Origin of the sequence: Sorangium sp. So ce375, assembly GCF_051473855.1 — a bacterium.
Classification (GTDB): domain Bacteria; phylum Myxococcota_A; class Polyangia; order Polyangiales; family Polyangiaceae; genus Sorangium.
In genome coordinates, this window is record NZ_CP150335.1 from 9,910,823 (window position 1) to 9,935,267 (window position 24,445).

General features: G+C 69.3%; 17 protein-coding genes. 5 read left to right on the forward strand and 12 right to left on the reverse strand.

What is annotated here, in order from left to right; translation table 11 throughout:
• Positions 1-49 precede the first annotated feature (49 nt).
• Entirely contained in the window at positions 50-985 is a 936-nt protein-coding gene (locus tag WME90_RS36985; protein WP_437276776.1) for a hypothetical protein, read from the forward strand.
• Positions 986-1,076: 91 nt separating this feature from the next.
• On the opposite strand, the gene WME90_RS36990 is transcribed toward WME90_RS36985, so the two are convergent.
• From WME90_RS36990 to WME90_RS37015, 6 genes are all read right to left on the reverse strand, one after another.
• Complete coding sequence (locus tag WME90_RS36990; RefSeq protein WP_437276777.1) at positions 1,077-2,123, reverse strand: DUF4215 domain-containing protein; 1,047 nt, start codon at positions 2,121-2,123, stop codon at positions 1,077-1,079.
• Between the two features lie 106 nt (positions 2,124-2,229).
• Positions 2,230-3,381, reverse strand: coding sequence for a hypothetical protein (locus WME90_RS36995; RefSeq protein ID WP_437276778.1), 1,152 nt, complete (start codon positions 3,379-3,381; stop codon positions 2,230-2,232).
• Complete coding sequence (locus WME90_RS37000; RefSeq protein ID WP_437276779.1) at positions 3,378-4,730, reverse strand: FecR domain-containing protein; 1,353 nt, start codon at positions 4,728-4,730, stop codon at positions 3,378-3,380. Before WME90_RS37000 ends, WME90_RS36995 begins: the two co-directional genes overlap by 4 nt.
• A complete protein-coding gene (locus tag WME90_RS37005; protein WP_437276780.1) occupies positions 4,723-5,367 on the reverse strand; it encodes an RNA polymerase sigma factor in 645 nt (214 codons plus the stop codon). Before WME90_RS37005 ends, WME90_RS37000 begins: the two co-directional genes overlap by 8 nt.
• Positions 5,368-6,527: 1,160 nt before the next feature.
• The gene (locus WME90_RS37010) at positions 6,528-8,294 is read right to left on the reverse strand and encodes a sialidase family protein (RefSeq protein ID WP_437276781.1); all 1,767 of its coding nucleotides are present in this window, start codon (positions 8,292-8,294) and stop codon (positions 6,528-6,530) included.
• Between the two features lie 475 nt (positions 8,295-8,769).
• Positions 8,770-9,735, reverse strand: coding sequence for a LysR family transcriptional regulator (locus WME90_RS37015; protein ID WP_437276782.1), 966 nt, complete (start codon positions 9,733-9,735; stop codon positions 8,770-8,772).
• A gap of 45 nt (positions 9,736-9,780) precedes the next feature.
• On the opposite strand from WME90_RS37015, the gene WME90_RS37020 reads away from it, so the two are divergent.
• Positions 9,781-10,785, forward strand: coding sequence for a hypothetical protein (locus WME90_RS37020; protein ID WP_437276783.1), 1,005 nt, complete (start codon positions 9,781-9,783; stop codon positions 10,783-10,785).
• Positions 10,786-11,077: 292 nt separating this feature from the next.
• Here WME90_RS37020 and WME90_RS37025 read toward each other — a convergent pair whose 3' ends face one another.
• Positions 11,078-12,499 carry a carotenoid oxygenase family protein gene (locus WME90_RS37025; RefSeq protein ID WP_437276784.1) on the reverse strand — a complete coding sequence of 474 codons (1,422 nt, stop codon included), beginning with the start codon at positions 12,497-12,499 and terminating at the stop codon, positions 11,078-11,080.
• 648 nt (positions 12,500-13,147) lie between these two features.
• Positions 13,148-15,844: a hypothetical protein gene (locus WME90_RS37030; protein WP_437276785.1), complete on the reverse strand. Its 2,697-nt coding sequence runs from the start codon at positions 15,842-15,844 to the stop codon at positions 13,148-13,150.
• A gap of 3,073 nt (positions 15,845-18,917) precedes the next feature.
• Between WME90_RS37030 and WME90_RS37035 the strand changes: the two genes are divergently transcribed.
• Entirely contained in the window at positions 18,918-19,100 is a 183-nt protein-coding gene (locus tag WME90_RS37035; RefSeq protein ID WP_437276786.1) for a hypothetical protein, read from the forward strand.
• Positions 19,101-19,279: 179 nt separating this feature from the next.
• Here the strand turns inward: WME90_RS37035 and dnaK are convergent, their stop codons facing one another.
• Together dnaK and WME90_RS37045 are read right to left on the reverse strand one after the other, a co-directional pair.
• On the reverse strand, positions 19,280-21,178 hold the full coding sequence (gene dnaK, locus WME90_RS37040) for a molecular chaperone DnaK (RefSeq protein WP_437276787.1): 1,899 nt from the start codon (positions 21,176-21,178) through the stop codon (positions 19,280-19,282).
• 6 nt (positions 21,179-21,184) lie between these two features.
• Positions 21,185-21,688 (reverse strand): aminoacyl-tRNA deacylase, encoded by a 504-nt coding sequence (locus WME90_RS37045; protein ID WP_437276788.1) that lies wholly within the window; start codon positions 21,686-21,688, stop codon positions 21,185-21,187.
• A 489-nt stretch (positions 21,689-22,177) separates the two neighbouring features.
• On the opposite strand from WME90_RS37045, the gene WME90_RS37050 reads away from it, so the two are divergent.
• Positions 22,178-22,837, forward strand: coding sequence for an HAD hydrolase family protein (locus WME90_RS37050; protein ID WP_437276789.1), 660 nt, complete (start codon positions 22,178-22,180; stop codon positions 22,835-22,837).
• On the forward strand, positions 22,834-23,523 hold the full coding sequence (locus tag WME90_RS37055) for a TMEM175 family protein (protein WP_437276790.1): 690 nt from the start codon (positions 22,834-22,836) through the stop codon (positions 23,521-23,523). The genes WME90_RS37050 and WME90_RS37055 overlap by 4 nt, the downstream gene beginning before the upstream one ends.
• 82 nt (positions 23,524-23,605) lie before the next feature.
• On the opposite strand, the gene WME90_RS37060 is transcribed toward WME90_RS37055, so the two are convergent.
• Both WME90_RS37060 and WME90_RS37065 read right to left on the reverse strand, forming a co-directional pair.
• On the reverse strand, positions 23,606-23,719 hold the full coding sequence (locus WME90_RS37060) for a BON domain-containing protein (protein WP_437276791.1): 114 nt from the start codon (positions 23,717-23,719) through the stop codon (positions 23,606-23,608).
• 323 nt (positions 23,720-24,042) lie between these two features.
• Positions 24,043-24,441 (reverse strand): CBS domain-containing protein, encoded by a 399-nt coding sequence (locus WME90_RS37065; RefSeq protein ID WP_437276792.1) that lies wholly within the window; start codon positions 24,439-24,441, stop codon positions 24,043-24,045.
• Positions 24,442-24,445 lie beyond the last annotated feature (4 nt).

The window sequence follows — 24,445 nt, forward strand, 5'->3', positions numbered from 1 at the left end:
GCGCTTGGGCGCGCTCGTCGGGATTTCGAGACGACTCAGGAGCTTGATCATGCAGAGACTGAAGAAGACAGGGTTCGTGGTGGCGGCGTGTGCGCTCGCGCTCGTCGCGGGGTGCGGCGATGACAGCGGCGCGACGTCCGAGACCGGCGCCGTGCAGATCTTCGTGGAGCCGGAGGACACCATCCCCGAGGGCCTCGAGCCGGGCGCGGGGGAGGAGAACATCGCGGACGGCTGGAAGGTCACGTACGAGCGCTTCCTCGTGACGATCGGCAACGTGCGCGCCGCGCGCTCGGACGCCGAGGAGACGCTCGGCGATGACTCGGTGTTCGTGCTCGACCTCAAGAACGCCCCGGCGACGAGGTACGTGATCGCGGAGTTCCAAGACGTGAGCGCGGTGCGCTGGGACCGCTTCGGGTTCGATCTCCCGAACGCGAAGCCGGGGGTGAAGACGCTTCCGCCCACCACGGCGGCCGACGTGGACAGGATGGTCGAGGGCGGCTACTCGCTGTTCTTCGAGGGCTTCATCGAGAAGGAGGATGGGCAGTCGTGCCCGCCGCCCGGCGACGCGTGTGTCCCCGCGGCCCGGGTGCGCTTCAGCTGGGGCCTCTCGGCCGGCACGTCGTTCGACGATTGCGCGACCGAGGACGGGATCAACGGGTTCAGCGTGCCGACCAGCGGCACGGTCGCGGTGAAGCCGACCATCCACGGCGACCACTGGTTCTTCGACAACATCACCGCGGGCGTGGAGCTGACAAAGCGCTACGCGCAGTACATCGCGGACAGCGATCTCGACGGCGACGGCGAGACGACGCTCGACGAGCTCAAGCAGGTGAACGCCGCCGACGTGTTCGGCGAGGAGTACAACCTCGCCGGCGCGCCCGGCGGCCCCATCGAGACGGCGTACGACTACGTGGTCGCGCAGGCGCGCACGCTCGGCGACTTCCAGGGCGACGGCGAGTGCCCGAGGCGCGCGGTGCTGCCGTGATCGGGTGAAGGGGGTGGGTCGCGCCGGCCGTCGCTCGGTGGCCGGCGCGCCTGCCCGGGCGGCGGCGCGCGCCGCCGCTCGCGCCGTGAGGTCAGTCGCTCGCCACGCGCGTGAGCGAGGTCAGCTCGGCCGTGATGTAAATGGTACTCTGGAAGGGCGAAGGCGTGGCCTGGTACGTGAGCCTCAGGACGACGCTCGCCACCTCGAACTTGCTGAGATCAGGCGGCGTGTCCGGCAGCGCGGTGGACGTGATCGCCGACGGGTCGCTCAGGCTCAATAGGGATAGGCTCCAGTGAGGGGAAATGAGATCGACATCCCATGAGGGGAGGCCCGCGACTTCATTGAGCGAGCAGTTCACCTGGTAGCTATCGTCTCGACCGACGGCGCCGTCGGTGAGCGAGATCGTCGTAGGGGATCCAGACGAGATCTCCTGGGGAGCGTGCAGAGCCGAGGTGACGGTCAGCGGACCGACCTGCGCCTGATGCCCGAAGAAGCCCGGCGCATTGTAGAATGAATAGAGGGACGAGTCCGGATGGCCGTCGTAATCGTGCATGTGCGGATCGAAATAATAGATCCCGCTGAAGGTATCGCCGACCTGAACCCCCGTGTCCCGCGGCCCCTGGGGGTCAGTGGCGGCGCCCGCCTGCTTCACGGCGGTGACCACGCCGCTGTACTCGAACGCGACGGTGCTGAACAGGCAGTCGTTGGCGCACCCGTCGTCATCATCGGTATTGCCGTCGTCGCATTGCTCCACCGGGGTCTGCACAACGCCGTCGCCGCACACCGCGTCGACCGAGAACTCGGTGAGCGTGCAGGCGCTGGTGCACCCGTCCTCGTCGTCGGTATTGCCGTCGTCGCACTGCTCCGACGGCCGCTGCACCACGCCGTTGCCGCACTCCACCTCCGGCGGGGCTCCCCCCGCTCCGAGATAGCCCTCGTCCGGGTCACCCTCGTCCGGGTCACCCTCGTCCTGGCTACCCAGGTCCGGACAGAAGCTCGAAGGCGGGCACGGTTCCGTGTTCACCCGCTGCTCCGTCGTATCGAGCCCTTCAAGCCTGCTGATGTCGCACGCGTAGAGCAGGACGAGCAGCGCCGCCGCGGCGAGGAGCCGCGGGCGCGCAGAAATAGGAAAGCTCATGGTTCTCCCTCTCGATGCGAAGCCACCCGAAGCCTCGCTCGGATAAGTGGGTGTGACGCGCTCTCCGTAGCTCATGAAAATCGAGTCTCCCGCAGGAGTCCGCAGGTCAGAAGCCCAGCTTGAGCCCGAGGCTCGGGAGGAGCGCCGGGCGCCCTGTCCGGCCCACTTCCGTGCCCGCGATGGTCACGACCGGCTCTCTCGCGAGCAGGAGGACATCGAGCCTCAGGAGCGCGGTCAGGCGCGGAAGGACGCGGACGCCGAGGCCGCCCCCCGCGGAGATCCCGACGGTGAGCCAGCGCTGACGCCTGTCCCGGTGCGGCGGGTTCGCCCGGCCGTCGATCGTCAGATCGTAGACGCCCGCGCCGAGCGCGAGCACCGGATGGATCCCCCACGTCTCTGCGCCGGCAGCGTACGCGGCGCCGACCAGCGCCAGCGTCTGGCCGAGCGCCACGCTCCCGGCGGGCGCCTCGAGGCGCCTCTCGACGACGGCCGGCACCAAGGTCCCGCCGAGCGAGAACCCCGCCGGCAGGCCGTACTCGACGCGGAGATACGGGCCGGGCACGGCGCCGACGCCGCCGGCGACCACCGCGAGCCCCGCCTCGAGGCTCAGCCCGAGCTCCCGGGCGGCGCGCTCGCGCGGCGCTGCGCTGCCTGGCGCGCGCCGCGGCGGTGCGGCGCGCGCGCCCGCCGCGGCGGGTCGATCTCGGGGCGCGGCCGGCGCCTGCGCGCGCCCCGGCTCGGCCGCGGGCGCCACGGGCGCGGGAGCCGCCGGCCGCGGGGCCTCGGCGATCCATCGCGCCACCTGCTCCGGCAGCTTCCTCCGCTCCTCGTCGCTCAGGCCGAGCAGGCTCGCGCGGAAGAGCTCGGCCGAGCGCACGGCGAGATCGCTCGCCGCGTTCGTCGCGTCGGGGTCGCCGAGATCCGCGCGGCGGACGATGGTCTCCTTCGTCGTGTGATCCGCGACCCACGCGTCGGCGACCGCGCCGCGGTCGGTCTCGACGATGGCGATGGCAGCGAACGCGCCCCCTGCCCCCTCGATCGCCGCGCGCCCCTCGACGCCCGGCGTGCCGTCCAGGAAGCGGGCCGAGAGGCCCACGGCGCGCAGCTCGCCCGCGAGGCGGACCGTGGCTTCCTCGATCACCTTCCCGGCGCGCGGCGAGCGCACCAGCACCACCTCGGCGGTCCGCTCCGCCGCGCGCGCCTCCCGAGACACGAGGAGCGCCGCGCAGAGCGCGAGCGCGAGCCCGCGCGCCCTCATGGGCGACCGAGGATCTCCGCCGCGGCGGCCGCGAAGGCCCCGCCCGGGTAACGCGCGAGGTACTCCTCGGCGACCGGCCGGGCGGCGGCGTCGCCCCGGGAGGCGCGCACCACGACCATCTTCCGGCCGAGCGCCTCCGCCGCGAGCGAGCCAGCGGGCGACTCGGAGAGGTACTGATCGTACCAGCCGATGGCCGCCGCGGGCGAGCTCGGCTCGGCCATGCGCCCGAGCAGGAACGCGGCCGAGCGCGCCTCGGGCGAGCCGGGGAACCGCGCGCGCTCGACGACCAGGACCCGCTTCGCCAGATCGTTTCGCCCCGCGTAGCGGGCGGCGTCGGCCAGCGCGGCGAGCTCGGAGAGCGGGCTCGCCGCGATGGTCGCGTCGATCCCCCGGGACTCCGCGTCCGCGATCGCCCCGGCGAAGTCGCCGCGGGCCACGCGCGCGCGGTAGCTCTGCGGCGCGGGCGCGCGGTCCTGGCCGGAACGCGGGGCGACGGCGCCCGCGCCGCGCCTGGCCGTGGCGCCGGGGCGGGCCTTCGCGTCGACATCGACCTTCGCGTCCACATCGGCCTTCGTGTCGACATCGGCCTTCGCGCCGGGCGCACCGGGATCGACCTCTGCCTCGGGTTCGTCCGTCGCGCCGGCCTCGCGCGGATCGTCGCCCGCGGGCGCGCGCAGATCGGCGGCTGTCTTCTGATCGGCGATGGTGAGCTCTCCGCGGACGACGTCCGCGACCAGGCGCTGGCCGCCCTGGACCGCGATGCCGCCCTCGGCCAGCGGGCCGCGCACGGCGACCGAGCCGCTCTGCATCGTCAGATCCATGCGCTCGTCCTGCCAGCTCAGGTCGAACTCCGTGCCCGTCACGGTGACGGTGAACGGCCCCGCCTCCGCGATCCACTCGGCGCCCGGCAGGTGCACGACCCGGAAGTGCGCAGCGCCGTGCTCGATGTGGATCTGCGCGCCGCGCGCCGTGACCGCGGCGACACGCCCGCGCGCCCCCGGCGCGAAGCGGACGGTCGTCCCCTCGCTGAAGCGCGCCGTGGCCCCGCTCTCGCCGGCGCCCACGTAGCTGTCGGCGGGCGCGGCCCCGTCGATCCGGTAATCGAGCCGCGCCGCCGGGCGGAGGGCCCACAGGCCGACGATCACGAGCAGCGGCGCGAGCGCGGCGGGGATGACCCAGCCCCGCCGCGGCGCGCGCGGCGGCGCGACCCGCTCGATCTCCTCGATCAGCCGCGCGCGCCCGCGGACGAGCGCGCGATCGGTCCGCTCCACGGCTCCGGCGTCGCGCGCCAGCCCCGCGAGCCGCCGCAGGGCGACCTCCGGCGAAACCCTGGGCCTCGGATCAGCCATCGCTCGCCTCCTCCGCGGGCACGGCGTAGGCGGCGAGGAGCGGATCTCGCTCGGCCATCGCGTGGACGCGCGCGGTCACCTTGACCAGGTGGCGCTTGGTCGTCGCCAGGGACATCCCGCTCGCCTGCGCGGTCTCCGCGAGCTCCAGCCCCTCGATGTGGCGCAGCACGAAGAGGAGCCGCGCCCTGTCGTCCAGCCTGTCGAGCAGCGCGTAGAGCCGCGCGACCGCCTCGCGCGCGCCCTCGTCGACGCCCTCGGCCGGCCCGTCCGGCAGCGCCCCGCTGTCGGTGAGCGAGAACCAGCGCCGGAACCGCCGGCGCCGCAGCGCCGATCGCGCGACGCGCACGGCGATGCCGAGGAGGAACGGCCGCAGCGCCGCGGGATCCCGCAGGTTCTTCACCTCGCGGAAGAACTGCAGGAACGTCTCCTGGGCGTGGTCCTCGACGTCGCCGCCCGGGCCGAGCACGCGGCGGAGCAGGCCGTGCACCAGGGCGCCGTACCGATCCCAGACCGCGCCGGCGGCGCCTGGCTGGCCCTCGGCCGCCGCGCGGGCGAGGCCGGCGTCGTCCAGATCGGCCAGGGGGCTCGGGCGGACGAGCGTGAGCCGGGGAGCGAGGGCTGAGCTGGGCAAGGGCACGGGAGCTCGAATAGGTGGTCACGAGGGGGGTCGCGGCGGCTCACAAAAGCGACGGGGGCGAACACCGCGTTCACCTCGCGAAGGGCGCCCCGCTCACCTCCAGCGTGGGCGCGGTGACCGAGCAGCTCGCTGGCGCTGACGAAGCTCGCGTCGTCCTGGCGACGGCCGTCGCGCCGCTTCCCACACGCCCTCCACAGCCGGCCCCAGGTTTTCAGTCTCCCGGGCGGTGGACACCCTCCGGAGGCACTGGGGCACGCCATGGCCAGCTTCGGCACAACGCGACACGAACCTCGTTCGCCGGCTGGAGAAACAACGGAGATCGGGGCACAACGCGCCTGGCGCAGGCTTTGCCTGGGGCGAACGTATGCCACATCAATCATCGATGCGAAGATCATGGGCTGCTGTCACCGTCGCGCTGCTGACGGCCGCACTGCTTGCGGCGTGCGGCTCTGTCACCGTTGAGGATACCCCGAGCTCCACGTCGACCGCCGGCGCCAGCGGGTCCACGTCGACCGCCGGCACCAGCGGGAGCTCCGGCTCCGAGACAGCTGGCGAGGCGTGTGGGGTGAATGGGCCTTGCGAGCCGGGGTCGCATTGCCTGTTCGGCGACCATGCGTGCGGGACGAGCCCGCCCGACGCCTCCTGCCCGACGGAGGGCTACTGTGCTGTGCCCGTTTCGTGCAGCGACCTTGGCGGTCCACCTGTCTGCGGCTGCGACGGCAAGGTCTACGACAACGCGTGTCTCGCGGACTCCGCCGGCGTGGGCACGTCGAGCCTCGGAAACTGTGGGCCCGCGCCTGAAGGGCGCTTCGCGTGCGGCGAATTGTTCTGCGAGAAGGCGGCACAAATATGTATCGAGACCCAACCCGACGGCTGCGGGTTCCCCCAGCACGAGTGCCGCGACCTGCCCCAAGGCTGCGGCATTGCCAGCTGCACTGAGTGCGTCGACCAGTCGAATGAGTGCATGGATGTCCTCAACTGCAGCGTGGACGCCAACGGCGACATCACCGTCAGGTGCGCCACCTTCTGACCTCGACGAGCGTGTTCGCGCCACCGATGCAGTGCACTGACGCGCTCCTCGCAGAGATGGTCCGTGGTGGGATCTGCGGACCAGAACCGGCCGACCCGAGGCTCGTGCGCGGGCCGTTCGGCGCGGCGTTCTACGGCGTCGGGTCAGCGAAGGATCCTCCGAAGATATCCGAGTTGCCGAAGGTGAGCGGACAGTCGGTGTTGGGCCTCGGCGTGGGAACCGTGCCGCCGTTGCTCAGCGACTGACGGAAGGCGTCTATCGCGGGGCAGTCTGCGGCGTCACGCACGTCGTTCCAGACAGCGACGCCGAAGTCCCTCGTCGCCGCCGCGTACACGTAGTCGCCCAGAAACTCGGCCACGAGGTCGTTCTGGCTGGAGCCGCGGGGATCGCCTGAAGCACCGCGATGCAACTCAGAAAATCCTGTCGGCGCGCCTCCCGCTCCGATGTCGGCGTGGAGCACCACGCCCACGAGGCTCCGCGGATCTGTCGTGTTGTTGCGGAACGGGGTGAGGAATGCGTTATAGACGATGTAGAGATCTGTTCCATCGGGAGAGAGGGCAGGCGCAGTATAGTACCCGCGGTCGCCGGGGCTCTGGATCGCCGTCGGACCGGACCAGGTCGCCCCACCATCGGTCGAGTGGCTGAGCATGACACGCTCAAAGTTCAAGCCATCTCGGCCGTCGACCCACGTGTCCACGATCTCGTCCGTGGCGTCGTCCCCGGTCGGAGCACCGTTCGCGATATCGACGCTGGGACTGCCAGCGAGATCATTGCGCGCGCCCGCGATGCCATCCATGACGCAGCGGCCGATCACAGGATCGACAAAGAAGCACGGATCGGTGATCCGAAAGAGCTCCCGCGGCCTCGTGAAGCTCCTCCCGCCGTCGAACGACTTGACCAGCATGTGCGCGCCGTGCGGAGGTAAGAACCGGAAGGGTGACTGGAACTGCTCGTAGAATACATAAACCACGCCGGTGCTATCGGTGCGGATCGTGCAGCCGGACTGCCCCCACATCGTCGACGGGACGTTGTGCGCAGGGGTGACTTGCTTCTGCTCCCAGGTATCGCCGCCATCGGTCGAGCGTATCACTGTCAGCGGCGCCGCCGCGCCCGGTTGACCTCGGAACTGGGCAAAGCAGACGTAGACATTGCCGAAGAACGGACTGCTCTCGGCGTTGTCGGCCCAGATCTGCTCCTTGTCGGAGAACGTCGTTGAGCTCTGACGCTGCGAAGCGATGACAGGAGGCAGCCAGTTGTTCTGGTCGGCTACTATTTCGGGAGTGAGCGCAGGGTCTCCGTCGATGCGGGACACGGCGACGGCTTCGAAGCCCCTGAACGCCTGCTCGCCGCGCTCGGCGCTGAAGTTGGCGGTCAGATTGGCATAGTACAGACGCGAGCCGTTGTTCCACGAGAATCCGTTCGGACCTGGGCGAGGACCAAAGGCGACCGCCGGATCGCCGTCGGAGACCAGCCCGTTCTCGTAGTACTTGGGCAGCGTGCCGATTGGCCCGACATCCGGTGTACATTCCCCGGGTCCAAGACAATTTCTGGCCGTCCAGCCTCTGTAGGTCGGCTGCGTCCAGGTCTGGCCGCTGTCGAAGGAGAAGTAGACCCCGGAGGTGCCGACCCCCTGGGTGAACGGGCAGGTCGTCGGATCGCCGGCCTTGCACGCCTCCAAATCTATAAGGTCGTTCGCCCCGGCCGCGACCACGTTCGGATGGTTGGCATCCACCGCGACCGCCGGTTCATTCTGCTTGTTCTGCGAAAAAGGCGAGTCCGGCCTGCCGACAGAGACGAGCGTATCACCCCCTTGCGCGAACGCGGGGGCCGCCAACCCCAGCGTCAGATGTGCGTAGAGCACCACTCCGAGATGGCGGGCTATGCGTGGGTGTTGCATGACCGATCCTTTCTCTTGATGAATCGACTGTCGACGTGAACGCGGACGTGGACGCGAAGTCGCGTCCGCGACAAGGCGCACCGAGAAATCCCGCCTCGACGCACCGCTATCGTGGGTTGCGGGACCTGGGAGCCGCAGATGTAAGGCGCTGCTATAGCGCACGACGATTCAACGTCAACTTCTTACGCCTAGTCGCCCAATCCGCTTCTCGCGCGCCTTTCTACTTTGGCCTTCTTTGGCCTACTTTGGACAAGGCACGTCCGCGGCGTTGGCGCGAGCCTTTGAACCGGCGGCACCGCGCTGTCGTCCCGGCCGGGGGAGCGCGCACGCCCTCGTCACCGTCGCGGCCGTTGGAAGAGGCGCTGGGACGATCATCACCCGCCCACTGCGCATTCGCGCTCTCCGGCGGCGCCGACAGTGAGGCAGTCCCGGGCGTGGAGCTGCGTACGTTCGCCCAGGTAGACGACGGCCTGCCTCAACCCGGGTCGGGTCGAACCACAGGCCCGTCCACCGCGCGCAGCGTATCGAGGATCACCCTCCTCAGGCACGCCGCCGCCGGATCCTTGTGTGTCCGCTCATGCCACGCGAGCCACATCTCGTGCCCGAGGTCCTTCACCGGCAGCTCCACGATCCGGACCGCGAGGTGCGACCCGAGCGCCACGGCGACGCGGCGAGGCATGAACGCCACCAGGTCGCTGCCCGCCGCCGCCATCGCCGCAGCCGCGAACCCGGGGACCACCAGGGCAATCCGGCGGACCAGGCCCCGCGCGCGGAGGGCCTCCTCGACGATGGCGTGACCCCGGCCCGGACGGCCGAGCGGGATGTGCACGTCGATGAAGCCGAGCCGCGGGAAGGAGCCCCGCGTCAGACGCTGGCGCACGATCGGGTGATCGTGGCGGACGATCCCGACCGTCGGGTCCCGGTAGAGCGGCGCGACGCGCAGCCCAGGGTCGCGCTTCCGCAGCCCGATCGCCGCGTCGATCCCGCCCGCGGACATGCCCCCCGCCGCCACCAGGTAATCGATGCTCACCACACGAAGCCGCGCGAGCGGCATCTCCCGCGCGAGCGCCGCCACGACGGGCGGCACGTCCGCGATCTGCGCGTTGTCGGCGCAGGCGATCGTGAGCTCCCGCTTCGACGTGCGCGGATCGAACGTCCGGCGGTGCTCGATCATGGCCCGTAGCTGCCCCATCGCCGCGGCGAGCTCCGGCAGCAGCTCCTCCGCCGCCGGCGTCGGCGCCATGCCGTGGCCGTCGCGGACGAGCAGCGGATCGCCGAGGAGCTCGCGCGCCCTCGCGAGCGCGTTCGAGACCGCCGACTGCGTGACGCCGAGCCGCCGCGCCGCGCGCGTCGCGCTGCGCTCCTCGAGCGTGACCGCGAGGACGTGGAGCAGGTTGAGGTCGATGCTCGATAGATTCACCACGATGATGACATCTATCACGAACCATCACTGGAGGTGGCACACCGCGCCTGCCTAGATACGGCCATGCCCAACCGAGAGAGAGGCCGGATTCCCCCTCAAGCCACCCTTCTCTGCCTCGCCGCCGCGGGCCTCGCCGCCGCGGGCTGCGAGGATTTCCGCCAATGCGACGCGCCCGATCCTGCGCGTCAGTCCGCGTTGCCGGCCGCGCTGTCGCAGACCGGCCTGTACGCCGATATCGCCGCGGGCACGGTGGCGAGCGACGTGGTGGCCTACGAGCCCGGATTCGGGCTCTGGAGCGACGGCGCGGAGAAGCGCCGGTTCATCCGGCTGCCGCCCGGCGCGCGGATCGACACCGGCGATCAGGACGCATGGCAGTTCCCCGAGGGGACCCATCTCTGGAAGGAGTTCCGCAGGGACGGCGTGCTCGTCGAGACCCGCGTGCTCGCCAAGGTGGGCTCCGCCCCCGAGGACTGGGCCGCGCTCGCCTACGTCTGGAACGCGGACGGCACCGACGCGCTCGCGACGCCCGGAGGCGCCGTGGACGCGCGCGGGACATCACACGACGTGCCCGCGGCGGCCGAGTGCATGGGCTGCCACGGCGGCACGGAGAGCCGCGTGCTCGGGTTCTCCGCGATCCAGCTCGCCGCGAGCCCCGGCGAGGTCGACCTCGACGAGGTCGCCGCCCGCGGGATGCTCTCGGATCCTCCGCCCACGCCCGTCGAGCTGCCCGGCGACGCCGCGGCGCGCGCCGCCCTCGGGTGGCTGCACGCGAACTGCAGCCACTGCCACAACAAGCGCCGCCCGCAGAGCGACGGCGCGCGCTGCTACGACCCGGAGCGCAGCTTCGACTTCACGCTCCGGGTCGGCGACCTCGCCTCCGTCGAGGCGACGGCCACGTACCGCACCGCCGTGGGCAAGGTGATCGACCCGGGCGATCCCGAGGAGAGCGACGTGGTGGAGCGCGCCCGGCGGCGCGATCCCGACTGGCCTTCGATGCCGCCCCTCGGGACCGAGGTGGTCGACGAGGCCGGGCTCGCGGCGCTGCGCTCCTGGATCCGCCGCCTCTAGGCGCTGTCCTTCGTCGGATTCGGCTCGTCGCGCCAAACGGCGCGGCCACCTGCGGCGCTGGCTGCGCTCGCAATGAACCTCATAAGCCTCGCTTGCATTTGCATTGGGCGTCCCTTGGCGTCCGGCAATCGCGCAGACGAACGCGTCGCCATCGTGACCGCACGATGGCTCGTCGTTCCGGCGTTCTGCGCTCGGTACGCCCGACGGAACGTCTCACGCGCCGCGGGGCCGCTCGATGTCACGGCGATAGCACCGGGGCGGCTCGGGTCCGGGCTGGGCAGGGCCTCGCCGACTACCTCGCCGCGAGCCGATCCGCGGGCACCCACGCGGCGTGATAGCCGGTCGGGACGCGCTGCGGGATCCGCAGCCGGGCGATGGGGGCGCGGTCGACGTTCGCCGCGTCGAGCACGTGGAGCTCCGAGGCGCCGGTCGCTTCCTCGACGACGAACGTGACGAGATAGCCGTCGTCCTCGCCCCGCGCCCCCACGCGCGGCGCGAACGCGACCTCCCCGCCGTAAAAGCCGCGCGGATAGGCGTGCGTCCACGAGCGGCCGGTCTGGTGATCATATTTGACCAGACCGTCGAAGAGCAGCGTGGGCGCGGGCGCGAGGCGCGGGTTGTAGCTGTACCTCGACGGCCGGCCGAGCAGGCGCCTGTCCATGCTCGGGAACTCCGTGAGCACGTCGTCGAGCCGCTCTTCGCGGACACGGCCGCTCCCGAGCTCGAGGGTCCATCGATAGAGGGTCGGCTCGAGCCGCAGGAATCCGATCGCGGGCACGGCCGCCCGCCGCGGCGGCGCTTCCGGGTCGTCGACGAGCGGATCGTCGATCTTGCATCCGAGCACCACGATCGTGTCGCCGTCCTCCCAGGCGTTGATGGTGTGGTAAATATAGCAAGGGGACGCCTCGAACCACCGGATCTCGGACCCCTGCGCCCGGCGCGGCAGGACGCCGAAGCGGGTGGGCTTGTCCCGGAAGAATCCGACCTTCGTGCGTCCCTGGGCGAGCTTCGCCGGATCCCACATCATCGACATGTCGAGGAAGATGGCGAAACGCTCGGTGATCGCCATGTCGTGCTGGAGCCGCGGCCCCGGAAGATCGATGGTCGTGTGGTGCACGAGCTCGCCGCCGGCCAAGACGACGCCGTAGCTCAGGTAGGGCGGGAAGGGCTTGTAATCGAAGAACAGGAGCTCGCCGCTCACCGGATCGACCTTGGGGTGGGCCGACATCGTGGGGACGCGGCCGCCGAAGGTCTCGGTGCCGCACGTCTCCAGGCCGGGGAGCCCGATGGCGTAGGGTTCGCCCCCGAGCCACCAGAGCGCGAGGAGCCGGCCGCCGTGGAGCGCGATGTCCGTGTTCGCCGTGTCCTTGAATGGCCCGCGCGGGTTCGTGAAATCCGGCCGCTCGGTCACGCCGGTCCACAGAGGTCCCCCCGCCTCCTGCTCGGCGAGGAAGCCCTTCGTCCGGATCCAGCGGTTGCGGTATGTCGCCTTGCCGCCCTGGAAATGCACGCCGTGGAGCATGCCGTCGCCGTCGAACCAGTGATATCGCCCCTTCGGCTCGAAGCGCGGATTCGAGCTGTTGCGAACGAACATGCCCTCGAGGTCGCGCGGGATCTCGCCGGTTACATCAAGGTCAGGAGCGTCGATCTCGGCGAGGATCGGCGCGTAGTTCCCCTCGAGATAAGGCCTGCTCGGTGCTGATGTCTCGGCCATCGCGCTCACCTCCCAGCCGCCGCGCGCCCTGGACCGGCGAGCGAAGCGCTCGCGACGTGGGGAGTCGCCCCGACGCCCGCGCGACCCACGGCGAGCTCGCAGCCCCGGACGCTACGCTGCGGCGCCTCGCAGATCAAGCGGCGAGCGCGGCTCCGCCCGGCGAGGGTCGCCGTCGCCGACCCGCGGGCCTACGTCGCCAGCCGGGTGCCGTCCCCCCACGGCGAGGTAGAGGCGCGCGCCCTCCTGGAACTGCTCTGGCTGGTGGAGCCCCGGGAGCGCCGGGTGCTAATCCTCGGCGGGGAGGGGCAGCAGGTGAGCGAGGTTGCCCTGAGCCTCGTGCTGCCCGTCGGGACGGCGTTCTCGCGGATCCGCCGAGGCCGCAGCCGCCTTGCTGCCGTGCTCAAGCGGTGGCGCCGCTTGCGGTAGCCCCCGCCCGGAGCCTGAGCCTCGGGTCTCCGAAGATAACCCGGCCCAGTTTGAGGCATCCACCCCAGTCACAACCGGGGGCGTACCGAGCGCGAAGGACGCCACTGTCGAGCTCAGCAATATCCCACGCGGCCCATGCTCCCAGGTGCCCCAGCAGATGGATGTCACCTTGTGCGCGGCGTGCGCGCATTGTGCGCACAAGCGGGGTAGCCGCGCCTTGGCCTATTCATACTGCGCTTCAAGCGTGTTACTGCACCAGAATGCCCCGTCTCCTCCGTCGAGTTTCGTGACGCAATAGCCCTTGTGTAGCCCACCGCACTCCAGCAGTGACGCAAATGCCGGGAACGTGATTCTCGTCGGAGACCCAGACACCACAACCTCCGCCTTCGTCACGTTGAAGTATTTGCAATGCTGTCCCGGATCGCCACTGTCGGGGTCGAACACGCGAACATAATAAGTTCCGTCACCTAGGCCGCTGCCGTCCCTCTTGGTGGCGCTGATAGTTACGCTCCCGGAGTTGTCCACTGAGCCGGCAATGTTCATAACTACGCCACCGGCGCAGGTGTAGTCAGGAGCAACCACGGACCACGAATACTCGCAGGCGTTGACTTTGCAGACCCCATCCTGACAGGTCCCGTCGCTACCACAAGACATGCCATTGCTTTTATTCACTGAACAAGAGCCAGATTCATTACACATCTTACACTGACCGCATGAGGTGCCTGCGGGGTCGAAGTTGCACCCGTCGGAGCAGCACGTGCCGCCGGCGCACGCGCAGGCGACAACACACGAGTCGTCGACACCGGGCAAATTCACCTGGCAACCCAGCCCGTTGCAGGCGCTCGAGACCGAATAGACGCCGTCCTGGCAGCGGTAGAGATAGCTCGTGTTCTGCCCGAGTTCCTGCTTGCCACAGTAGAGCCCGTCGCCGGACGGACACGTCGGTCCGGGCGCGGCGCACACGCCCGCCTCGCAAGAACCGCTCGTGCAGTCCGAATTCTCGCGACACCTCTTGCCATTAGCGCATTGGGAGCACGAGCCGCCGCAGTCCGAGTCGGTCTCGTTGCCGTTCACGACGCCATCGAAGCACGTCGCCGCTAGCGCTGTGCACACGCCGCCCGTGCACTTGTTGCTCACGCAGTCAGCGTTGGTTTTGCATTTTTTGCCGTTTGCGCAGTCGGCGCAGGAGCCGCCGCAGTCCATGTCCGTCTCGTTGCCGTCCTGCTCGCCATTCGTGCACGTCGGCGCCGACGGCCAGCAGATTTTTCCCACGTCCTTCATCTCGTCGTCAAGGAGCGAAAGCTCTGCCGAAGGGCAAAACTCGAAGCCGGGAAAGAGCTCAGCGAAGAGCATAGCCTCGCGCTCGAGCCGCAAGCAGAGCGAGGTCCCGCCGGAGTTCGTCTCGAGGCTACCCGTGAATGACACGTTCGCTTCGAAGCCCGCAGCCATTCGAATTCCTTTGAATGCCTTACATTCGGCTTGATATTTCTTATGGTCCTTCTTGGCACGCCTCATCACTCCGGCCGCGTTCCCCACCGCGATGACGACCTGGGGGGCCGCGAAGAGCTTGCCGGTAAGTTCGAGATCTACATGGCCGTTGGAGACCTCAAATGTCGGGGGCGGCCCCGAGACGACGGCGGCATCCGGCGGATAGCCTTGCATCTGCTTTGACCAGGCAGGTGCGAGGGGATCCGTTTGCCGGAGATCGAGGGCGAGCTTGCTGCTGACCTTCTGATGCCACCCCACCGACAGGTTCAGATCCGAGGCTACTCCCACCTCCACGACCGCACCTAACGCGGCCTTGCCGAGTGGCGTGGACCAGCCTACCCCGAGCGGTCCGATCGGCAAAAACGTGCTCCCATCTTCCTTGTCGATGAGGGGCTTCGTGCCCGTGATCGACACGTCCGATTCGAATATGATCTGGCTGTTTGCCATGACAAACGCATAGCGCGCTGGGATCGAGACCTCGAACAAATGGAGCTCGAACTCGATATCGAGCGCAGTGTCTTCGAGGGCGAGTTCCACCCCGCTCACTTCGAGCTTGAGAATCGAGGGTAGAGGCACGCTCAGCTTCCTACGGAACGGCCCGAGTTCGAACTCCCCCGGCGCGTCCTGCGGCCTGGGCCCTGGGTAGGGCTGCGCGCCGGTCTCGTCGAGCCGCTCCGCGACGGCATACCTCATCCCGAAATAGCCGCTATCGAAGGCATCGTACACAGGGCGCTCCTCCGTCTGCGCCACGAGCTTCGCCCCCTCCTTCACAATAGCCGTCACCTCACGGACGTAGCCGTTGACCCTCCGGTCGAGTAGGATCGCCCCTGCGGCCAGCGGCGCCACCTGGCTCTCGGAAGCGAACGTCAGCGTCACGACGTCGCCATCCACCGAGCTCTCTGCGAGCCCAGGCAGTGCGTCGACGAGGATAGTACCTGCCTTCAGAACCAGGCGGTTCGACAGGAGAATTTCCGACGCGGTCGCGACCCGCGCCGCAGAGTCTGTCACCCGGAGCGCCGGCGCGTACCGGCCGGGGACTGGGTACGCGACGGACACTGAGCCCGCCGAGCAATCCACGTGCTGCTCGAAGACGCCGTCGCCCTCCGCATCGAACTCGCACCGAAGCGACGCGGCTACGGGGCTCTTCACCTGAAAGGCGATGTCGCTCCTGAACGGTGCGTCCCCGAAGTACGCTGTTGGAGAGAACGTCGTGATGACGGGCCCGTCTGCATCCTGGCTTGCCTCGATTCCCGCCGTCCTGGGGTCTCCGAACGTCGCCACGCACTGCGCCGGTTGATCCTTCGGACACTTCTGCGAGGCGACCGCCGTCGTGTCGTACGGCGATTCCGAGCACGCACCCGGCGCCAGAGCCGTGAATGCAGCGGTCATCACCATCGCCACAAGATGCCATCGCATTCCCATTCTCTTCATCGAAAACCTCCGTCGGCATGAGCTGCGCCGAGCCAGATCGCTGTAGATTCCACGTGCTTCGATGTTCGCTCCACTCGGCTCTGGATCCCCGGTATGGCTCGCCCCCGCCCAGCTCGCTTCCGACGGCCTCGTCGGAGGCTTCCCGAGCTCATCCGGCCTGATTCCGCCCAACCTCGTCGACCGAGACACGCCGGCGCACCGAGCCGAGCCTCACCGAATCCGTCCTCCGAGCACTGCCGAGCGTCGCCGTCATTGGCCGGCTTGACGTTGCGCCCGTCCCCGGCCACCACGCGCCCTCGGCTCCCTGCATCGAGCCCAATAGTACACGACGCTCCCCCCACGTGAATCGTTCTTCACGTCAGCACCTGCCGAGCGCGCCCGTGGTAAGTCCGTCTGGCCTGGATCTGTCGCAGTGGCTCGCCTGCTGTCGCAGTGGAATTCGGCTTGCCCGCGGCGTCAGTTGCTGTACCCGGGGATCTCCGGTGCTCCCTGGGCGAGGGGGCCTCACGCCGGGGCTGCGCCTCTCGCTGCTCTCCCGTCCCGCGCTCGTCTCGATTACGAAGGCGCCACGACGTCCGGATACCCTCATTGGAGTTCGGGACAAGCGCCCGAAAACCCACGTGTCCTATGCGAGACGGCACACACGCAGACTCGGAGCCGGGGTCAGCCCCGCCGGCCTGGTGCCCGCGGTGAGTCCCGTCTCTGCGAGGCCATCCGAGTCTATTCCCCTGGCAGGGGGGCCCCGCCGCCGTGCTCGCGGCGAGCCGCCTACGGGTCGTGTGGCTGCGGCTGTGCGTGAGGGTATGACTCGCTCTGTTGTTGGCGCAGCACGTGAGACACCAGCGGATCATGACTCTAGCCGTGCGAACCGACCGCAGGCGCTGAGCTGATCGAGCGCTCCTCATCGAACACAGCTTTGGCTGTCCTGGTGGTTGGAGGCTCAGGAATGGCGAGCGAACAGCGCCGGATCGAAGCTGACGTTTGCCTCTGGCTGCCGATTGACCGGGCCGGGACGACTGAGCACTTTCATCCGAGTACACTCGCTTGGCCAGACTGGTGGGATCTGGGCGTCACAGGCTGCCGTAACCACCCGGCCATCGCCATGGGCACGGCCCCTTGCGGCCCTCGCCGGGGTCGACGATGCTGGGCGCGGCATCGGCCCACGGCTCGGCGTGGGCGCAGGGGGTCCTGAAGGAGAGTCCGGCGAGGCGGCCTCCACCTGCGTCGCCGGCTGAAGCTAGTATTGTTCAGATCGCGTCGGCGTCGCGCTGCTTGGTGTCGGAGCAGACAGCGGCCGCGGGGTCGCGGTGGACGCCGGCGCGTACGGAGCCGTCGCCGGGTCGAGGTTCACCTGGATGACTTCGCGCGAAGTCGGCACGGCGCGCGTCGACCGGCTGGCGCCAGTTCTGCATGGCGTCGGAGCAGACAGCAAGGCCGCGTTCCTCGCTCCGGAGCGGCCGCAGGTGCGCGGGGCCGCCGACGTCGCGCTACATGGCGCTCGAGCAGATAGGACGCAGGGTCGAGATCCGCGACCGCTCCGCGCGCGGCGGTCGAGGTGGATGCCGGCGAGCTCGGGGCCGTCGATGTCCGTGTGCTGATGAGCGTCGGGCCCTGCCGTCGCTGGTTGCGAGCGCGGGCGTCCAAGCCGTGTGCGATCGCGGCACGGCAGAACCGTAGGCCCCCGCGCGGCCCGCCCTTGTCGCGTGGGCGCCGTCGATCGAAGACGGGCGGATGCGCAGCGGCATGATCGAGCTCTTGAACCGTTGATTCTCCCGCTCCGCTCGCCCGAGTACCGCGCGCGGTGTGATCGAGGCGATGGCGCTCCTGGGCGATCTGCATCGCCTGCGCGACGTGATGGGCGTAGGCGCCGCTCGGCAGCTCGACGACGCCGAGAGGCCCGCCGGCCGGGGGCAATAGCGGCGTCGCCCTCGAGCAGCGGCGAAAACTGCGGGACCGTCTGGGCTGCGGTGCCTGCGGAACCCCATCGGGCCATCCGTAGCCGGTCTTGTGGCTCCCCGGCGATGGCGCCGCCGCGTGTGGCGCTCGCGGGCGGCTCAGACGCGCGAGCAACGTCGTGCGGCTCCAGGCGCGTGAGCGCTAGCGCACCGATCACGTTGGAGTTCCGAGGAAATCAACAGAAGGGAAGAGCAACCGCAAGGGCGCGAGGGGCGCAAGGCGAAGGCAAGAACATATCTCATCTCTGGTCCCTTGCGCCCCTTGCGCCCTTGCGGTTGCTCTCTTTCCCGCATTCGTTGTGCTTGGAGCTTGCTTCTGGAAGATCGGTTGGGGCTTGCCACCCATTGAATTCAGGCGAGTTTCAACCTGTTCGGCGCTCTAGTACTACAGCCGCACGTCGCGGAATCTTCGCGGATTTCAATGAGCGGGCGGGCGGCCGCTGCAGCCGTCTTCGGCATCCGACGCCGTCGCTGACGTGGTAGGGCGGCTGTACCCCTCAAGGGGACGCCGCTCGCTTGGTAAGGCGCCTGGCGGGGGAGCGGCCGCGGGGTGGAGGTGAATGCCGGGGAGCTCGGCAACGTCGATGTCCACTTGGTCGAGGGCGGAGCGCCGCGGTCGACCTGGTCGCAAACCGCACGGACTACGAACTCCTGCCGGCACGTCCATCGGGAGATGGGTAGCCCCATCGTTTGCCAGAGGCGCGTCCATCGCGGAGACGGGCGCGACCCATCTTTTCGTGGAGGCACGTCCATCCGGAGACGGGTGCCACCCATCTTTTTTTGGAGGAACGAAGTTGCGGTGCCGAACCGTCGCGATCCGTCGCTTCCCGCGGGATTTGGGGGGCACCAGACCACCGATCGCAACCCTTCGGAAGGCATCGACCCAATCCGGGCCCGACCGCCGACGCCTGAGTTTGGCGGGCTCGCACCGGCCGACCCGTCGCCTCGGGCCGCCGTGGTCGCCTCGCTCGCGGGCACGCTGAGCCGTGCCGTCGCCCTCGGCGATGAGGAGGCGGCCCGTGTCGTCCACGAGGCGATCGGTCGGCTTCTCGGACTTCCGACGGAACCGGAGGGCTTAACAGGCAGACGCCGATAGCAAGACTCATGGCCGCCGGAAGGTGGGTACGCGGTACGCGGGGAGCGGCTGCGGAGATCAAGAAGCCGTCGCGGCTATCGCAGAGACCCGGAATGCGCTCAAGGCCATCGCGGAGGACAAGCGCGACGACGCGGTGGCGGCGCTCGAGCGGGCTACCGGCAAAGTCAGCATCCTCCTGGCCCGCACCCAGAGCGAGCGGCGCTGACGCCGCAGGCATCCAGGACCACCGAGGACCGCCCACGCGCCAGCGCTTCCGCAAACCATGGACAACCGCCGGCCCTGGCCTCCGGGCGACGCGCGCGCGGCGCGCCGATGCCTACGCCAGTTGCACTCCTCAGGAGCACGGCGCAGCCGGGCGGCTCGCCGCCTCGATATCGGACCTGCCTACGTCCCGGTCTCCTCGAACTCCGCGTCGATCACGCCCTCTTTCCCTCCGGTATCGCGCGCCCCCGAGGGCGGCGCCGGAGCCTCGGGCGGCTGGCCGCCCGCCTTCTCGTACATCACCCGGGCGACGCGGTGCGCCTCCTTCTCCACCTTCTCGAGCGCGGCCGCGACCTGGGCGTCGTCCTGCTGCTCGATCGCGCGACGGCCCTCGGCGATGAGCGCATTCAGGGCCGCGACGTCGGCGTCGGCGAGCTTGTCCTTGTTCTCCGCGACGGTCTTCTCGAGCGTGTAGCAGAGGGTGTCGAGCTTGTTCCGGCGCTCGATCTCCTCGCGGCGCCTCGCGTCCTCGGCCTCGTTGCGCTGCGCCTCGGAGACCATCCGTTCGATCTCGTCCTCCTTGAGCCCGCCCGACGCGGTGATGGTGATGCGCTGATCCTTGCCGGTGGCCATGTCCTTGGCGTGCACCGAGAGGATGCCGTTCGCGTCGATGTCGAACGCCACCTCGATCTTCGGCACCCCGCGGGGCGCCGGCAGGATGCCGTCGAGGTGGAAGCGACCGAGCGTCCGGTTGTACCGCGCCTCGGCCCGCTCCCCTTGCAGGACGTGGACCTCCACCGAGGGCTGGCCGTCGGCCGCGGTGGAGAAGACCTCCTTCTTCTGCGCCGGGATCGTCGTGTTGCGCGGGATCATCGGCGTCATTACGCCTCCGAGCGTCTCCACGCCGAGCGACAGCGGCGTGACGTCGAGGAGCAGGAGATCCTTGACCTCTCCGGAGAGCACGCCGGCCTGCACGGCCGCGCCGACGGCCACGACCTCGTCGGGGTTGACACCCTTGTGCGCCTCCTTGCCGAAGAAGCTCCGGACCGTCTCCTGAACCAAGGGGATTCGGGTGGAGCCGCCGACGAGGACGACCTCGTCGATCTGCTGGGCCGTCTTCTGCGCGTCGCCGAGGGCCCGGCGCACGGGCTCCATCGTCCGGTCCACGAGCGGCTTCATCATCTGCTCGAGCCGCGAGCGGGTGAGCACCTTCGAGAGGTGCTTGGGGCCCGAGGCGTCCGCGGTGAGGAACGGGAGGTTGATGGTGGTCTCCTGCACGTTGGAGAGCTCGATCTTCGCCTGCTCCGCCGCGTCCTTGAGGCGCTGGACGACCATCTTGTCGGTCGATACGTCGATGCCCGTGTCCCGCTTGAACTCGGCGACCAGCCAGTCGATCACCAGGTGGTCGATGTCGTCGCCCCCGAGGTGGGTGTCGCCGTTCGTCGAGATCACCTGCACCACGCTGTCGCTCACCTCGAGGATGGAGATGTCGAACGTGCCGCCGCCGAAGTCGTAGACGGCGATGATCTCGTGCTTCTTCTTGTCGAGGCCGTACGCGAGCGCCGCGGCCGTCGGCTCGTTCACGATGCGCTTGACGTCGAGCCCCGCGATGCGCCCGGCGTCCTTGGTCGCCTGGCGCTGCGCGTCGTTGAAGTACGCGGGGACGGTGATGACGGCCGCCGAGACGCTCTCGCCGAGGTACTCCTCCGCCGCCTTCTTGAGCTTCTGGAGGACGTGCGCCGACACCTCCGGCGGCGAGATGACCTTGCCGCGCACCTCGAATGCGGCGTCGCCGTTCTTCGCCTCGACGACCTTGAAGGGCACGCGCTTGGCCTCCTCCGTGACCTCCTCGAGGCGCCGCCCGATGAAGCGCTTCGCCGAGGCGATGGTGCCGAAGGGGTTCACGACCGCCTGGCGCTTGGCGATCTGCCCGATGAGCACCTCGCCCCGCTCGTCCCAGGCGACGACGGACGGGGTGAGGCGCGAGCCCTCCTGGTTGGGGATGACCTTGGGCTCCTTCCCCTCCATCACGGCGACGACGCTGTTCGTCGTACCCAGGTCGATTCCGATGATCTTGGCCATGGTAACCTACGCGACCTTCTTGTTGGATTCCTGCGGCTCGGCATGCTCCGGGAGCTCGCCGCCGATCGTGAACGAGGCGACGCGGGGGCGCTCGAGGCGCGCGAATTCGTCATACGAGAGCTCGATGCAGTCGTTCGGGGAGAAGGCCGTGAACACGATGGCGGACGCGCTTGTCAGCCGCTCGTCGATGAGGGTGAGGGCGCCCATCGCCCCACCGAGCGGCGGGATCTGCCCGCCGGCCTGCGAGTAGGGCGGCTTCAGATCCGCGGGGCTGCCCTCGATCACCTCCGCGCGGAGCTCGTGCCTGAGCTCCGGGAGGCTCAGCCTCTCCCCCCGGGGCAGGCAGGCGATGGCAGGTTGCCCGCCGACGACGAGCACCTGCGTCTCTACTGCGAGGCCGCCCGGAGGGACGCAGTGCGCGACCGCCGGGAGCGGCTCGGGCGATGGATGGCTGGAGAGACGGAACGGTACGCCGTGCGTCCTCAGGTAGGCAACGACTCGATCGAGCATGGAGTCGACTCAAGCGATCATCGGACCAGACCCGCCGCATGCGCAACCTGCACACGGACGGCGCAGGGCCGCGCTCAGGGCTGCGGCAGCAAGGACCCCGGAGAGCTCCTCGCCGCGACGTCGCGCGCATGCCGCGCCCGTCCTCCTGGCGAGCACGCCCGTGCACGAAGTGCCCTGTGCAGCACGCGGCGCCCCGTGCCGCCGGCGACGCTCGTCACCGTCCTTTGCCCTCGAGCGCGCTCCAGGGTACGAGCCGGGAGGCTCCTGCGCTCGATTCACGCCACGTCGCCCCACGCCGCGTCGTCGCGTCGCCCGCCGGAACGAGCGCGCTCGGGTGCTGGGCCGGCGTGGCACACGCGATGCCGGACCGGGAAGGCACGGCTCCAGGGCCGTGACGAGAGGAGCCGGGCGCGTGCTCGCTGGATGGATCATGGGCAAGGCGATCGGGGCGATGCGGCGCGCGCTCGGCGGCGCCGCGGAGCAGGCGGCGTGAGCGCCGCCGATGCGCTCGTGCTGTTCGGGGCGACAGGCGATCTGGCCTTCAAGAAGATCTTCCAGCACCCGCTGGACAATGGCGCGGCCGCAGTCGTCATCGCGACCTTGGAGCGACACGGCGCCGACGTCTGGGTCTACCAGGGCGACGACTGGCTGGTGCGCCGCGCCGACGCGCCGCGCGTAGCGCTCGAGCAGGCGGCCGTGCAGGTTCTCCCTAGGGTCGTCGAGCGCCGGGAGGGCGTCGTGGACCGCGCGGTCAAGATCGTCGGCGTCAGCGACGACGCCGAGGTGCTGGAGCGCTGCGAGTCGGGCCTCCTGGGAGCGTGCGCGTACCTCTCGGAGTCACGCCAGCGGCCTCATTCCATCGAGGTGAGGCATCCCCGGGCCAACCCTGGAGAGGTCGTGAGGACGCTCTCGGCGCTCCTCGGCATTTCCGGTGCGGCCATCGCCGCGATCGGCGAGCTGCCGGACCATGTGTTCATGTTCCGGGAGAGCGGGCTCAGCATCGCCATGGGGCACGCGCGCCCCGTCGTGCAGCGGCAAGCGCGCTTCATCACGCTGTCGAACGACGACGAGGGCTTCGCGCACGCCGTGGAGACGTGGCTGCTCACGGCGAGCGGCGGCCAGCCAGGGAGAGGGCGAACGAGCCCATGACGGCCCCTCTGGCGAGCGCTCCCGGCGAGCGCCTGAGACCGCACCGACGCCGGAGGCTCGCCCTCGTCCTCGCGACGCACGAGGGGACGAGCCGCATTGAGGCGCTCAGCGACGCGGTGTTCGCGATCGCGGCGACTTTGCTGGTGATCGAGCTCAAGATCCCTCAAGGGCTGACCGACTCAGCTCGGCTCCTGGATGCGCTGGCGACGCAGTGGCCCGTCTACGTGGGCTACGTGATGAGCTTCGTGTACCTCGGGATCTACTGGAGCCACCACGTCCACGTCTTCAGGCTGTTCCGGCGCACGGACCATGTCTTCCTCAAGCTCAACGTGCTCTTCCTGATGACGATCGCGCTCATCCCCTTTCCGACGGCGCTCCTCGGCGTTTACTGGCACGCGCACGACGACAGGACGCGCACGGCGCTCCTCGTCTACGCGAGCTCGCTGTTCGTCACGGCGAGCCTGTTCCTGGCCATATGGCTGCACGCGACCCACAATCGCCGGCTGGTCGATCCGGAGCTGGACGACGATGTCATCCGAGCGACCACCGAGCGCTACCTCATAGGGCCGATCGGTTACGGCGCCTCGTTCCTCGTCGCATGGTGGAGCCCCGTCGCCGGCGCGCTCATCATCCTCCTGATCGCGCTGTTCTATATCCTGCCGGTCCAGCTCGTCAGGCATGGCTGAGGATCGCCCGCGAGTTCGGGCGCCGGAGGCGCGCTGGAGATCGATCCGGAGCCCCCACCTCGCGAGCTGCGCCGGGGCGTTATCACGGCTCGACGGTGATGAGGTTCTCGACGCAGTGGACGCCCGGAGCCGACCATGCCGCCCGCTCGGCTTCTTCCTTCTCGGCCCACGAGCGCACGCGGCCGAGGAAGATCACCTCGCCCTCCCGCACTCGACACGGATGCGCCGGGCGTCCATCCGGGCGCTCCCGACGAGCCCGCCGGTCCGGCGCCTGCGAAAGGCGGTCCCGTCAAGGTGTGTCTCGGCGCCACGCCGGCGCGAGGCGCCGCGCTACTCGATGACATAGGCATCGCAGCGCACCCTGAGGAGCTCCATGTCGGCTTCGCCGATCATGAGCATGGCCTCGCGGTTCAGCGATTCATAGCGCCGATCTGCAGCAGTCGTGACGGAGGCGATGGTCGATGTTGTAGATGGTGCATCAGGGGCGCACGACGCCCGTCTCTTCGAGACGTCTATGGCTCAGGTATGGCTCAGGAGGTCTCTGGCGAGGCGGACATAGTCGGACGTGGTGACGATTCCGACGACGTGGAATCGTTCGTCGATGACCGGAAGACACCCAATCTTCAGATCGAGCAGCTTGCCGGCGGCCTCGGCGGCGTCTGTGTCGGGACGCACCGTCTCGACCACCCCGCGCATGATCTTGCTCACGTGGAGCTTGGCCTTGTACTCGATCTCGTCGTCCTCCGACGGAATGCTGATTCTCGGAGGCGACACGTCGAGCACGTCCTGCCGGCTGACGACCCCGACCAGCACGTCGCCGTCGGTGACCGGGAGGTGCCCGATCTTCTCGCGGTTCATCGTCTCCTCGGCGTGCGCGACCGAATCGGTTGGAGCGATCGTGATGGCCGGGAATGTCATGATC

What these genes read in the sequence shown, in the direction of transcription:
- WME90_RS37020 (WP_437276783.1), top strand. Translation starts at nt 9,781, where the DNA reads ATGCCCAACCGAGAGAGAGGCCGGATTCCCCCTCAAGCCACCCTTCTC.
- WME90_RS36985 (WP_437276776.1), top strand. Translation starts at nt 50, where the DNA reads ATGCAGAGACTGAAGAAGACAGGGTTCGTGGTGGCGGCGTGTGCGCTC.
- WME90_RS36995 (WP_437276778.1), bottom strand. Translation starts at nt 3,381, where the DNA reads ATGAGGGCGCGCGGGCTCGCGCTCGCGCTCTGCGCGGCGCTCCTCGTG.
- dnaK (WP_437276787.1), bottom strand. Translation starts at nt 21,178, where the DNA reads ATGGCCAAGATCATCGGAATCGACCTGGGTACGACGAACAGCGTCGTC.
- WME90_RS37065 (WP_437276792.1), bottom strand. Translation starts at nt 24,441, where the DNA reads ATGACATTCCCGGCCATCACGATCGCTCCAACCGATTCGGTCGCGCAC.
- WME90_RS36990 (WP_437276777.1), bottom strand. Translation starts at nt 2,123, where the DNA reads ATGAGCTTTCCTATTTCTGCGCGCCCGCGGCTCCTCGCCGCGGCGGCG.
- WME90_RS37055 (WP_437276790.1), top strand. Translation starts at nt 22,834, where the DNA reads ATGACGGCCCCTCTGGCGAGCGCTCCCGGCGAGCGCCTGAGACCGCAC.
- WME90_RS37000 (WP_437276779.1), bottom strand. Translation starts at nt 4,730, where the DNA reads ATGGCTGATCCGAGGCCCAGGGTTTCGCCGGAGGTCGCCCTGCGGCGG.
- WME90_RS37030 (WP_437276785.1), bottom strand. Translation starts at nt 15,844, where the DNA reads ATGAAGAGAATGGGAATGCGATGGCATCTTGTGGCGATGGTGATGACC.
- WME90_RS37010 (WP_437276781.1), bottom strand. Translation starts at nt 8,294, where the DNA reads ATGCAACACCCACGCATAGCCCGCCATCTCGGAGTGGTGCTCTACGCA.
- WME90_RS37045 (WP_437276788.1), bottom strand. Translation starts at nt 21,688, where the DNA reads ATGCTCGATCGAGTCGTTGCCTACCTGAGGACGCACGGCGTACCGTTC.
- WME90_RS37025 (WP_437276784.1), bottom strand. Translation starts at nt 12,499, where the DNA reads ATGGCCGAGACATCAGCACCGAGCAGGCCTTATCTCGAGGGGAACTAC.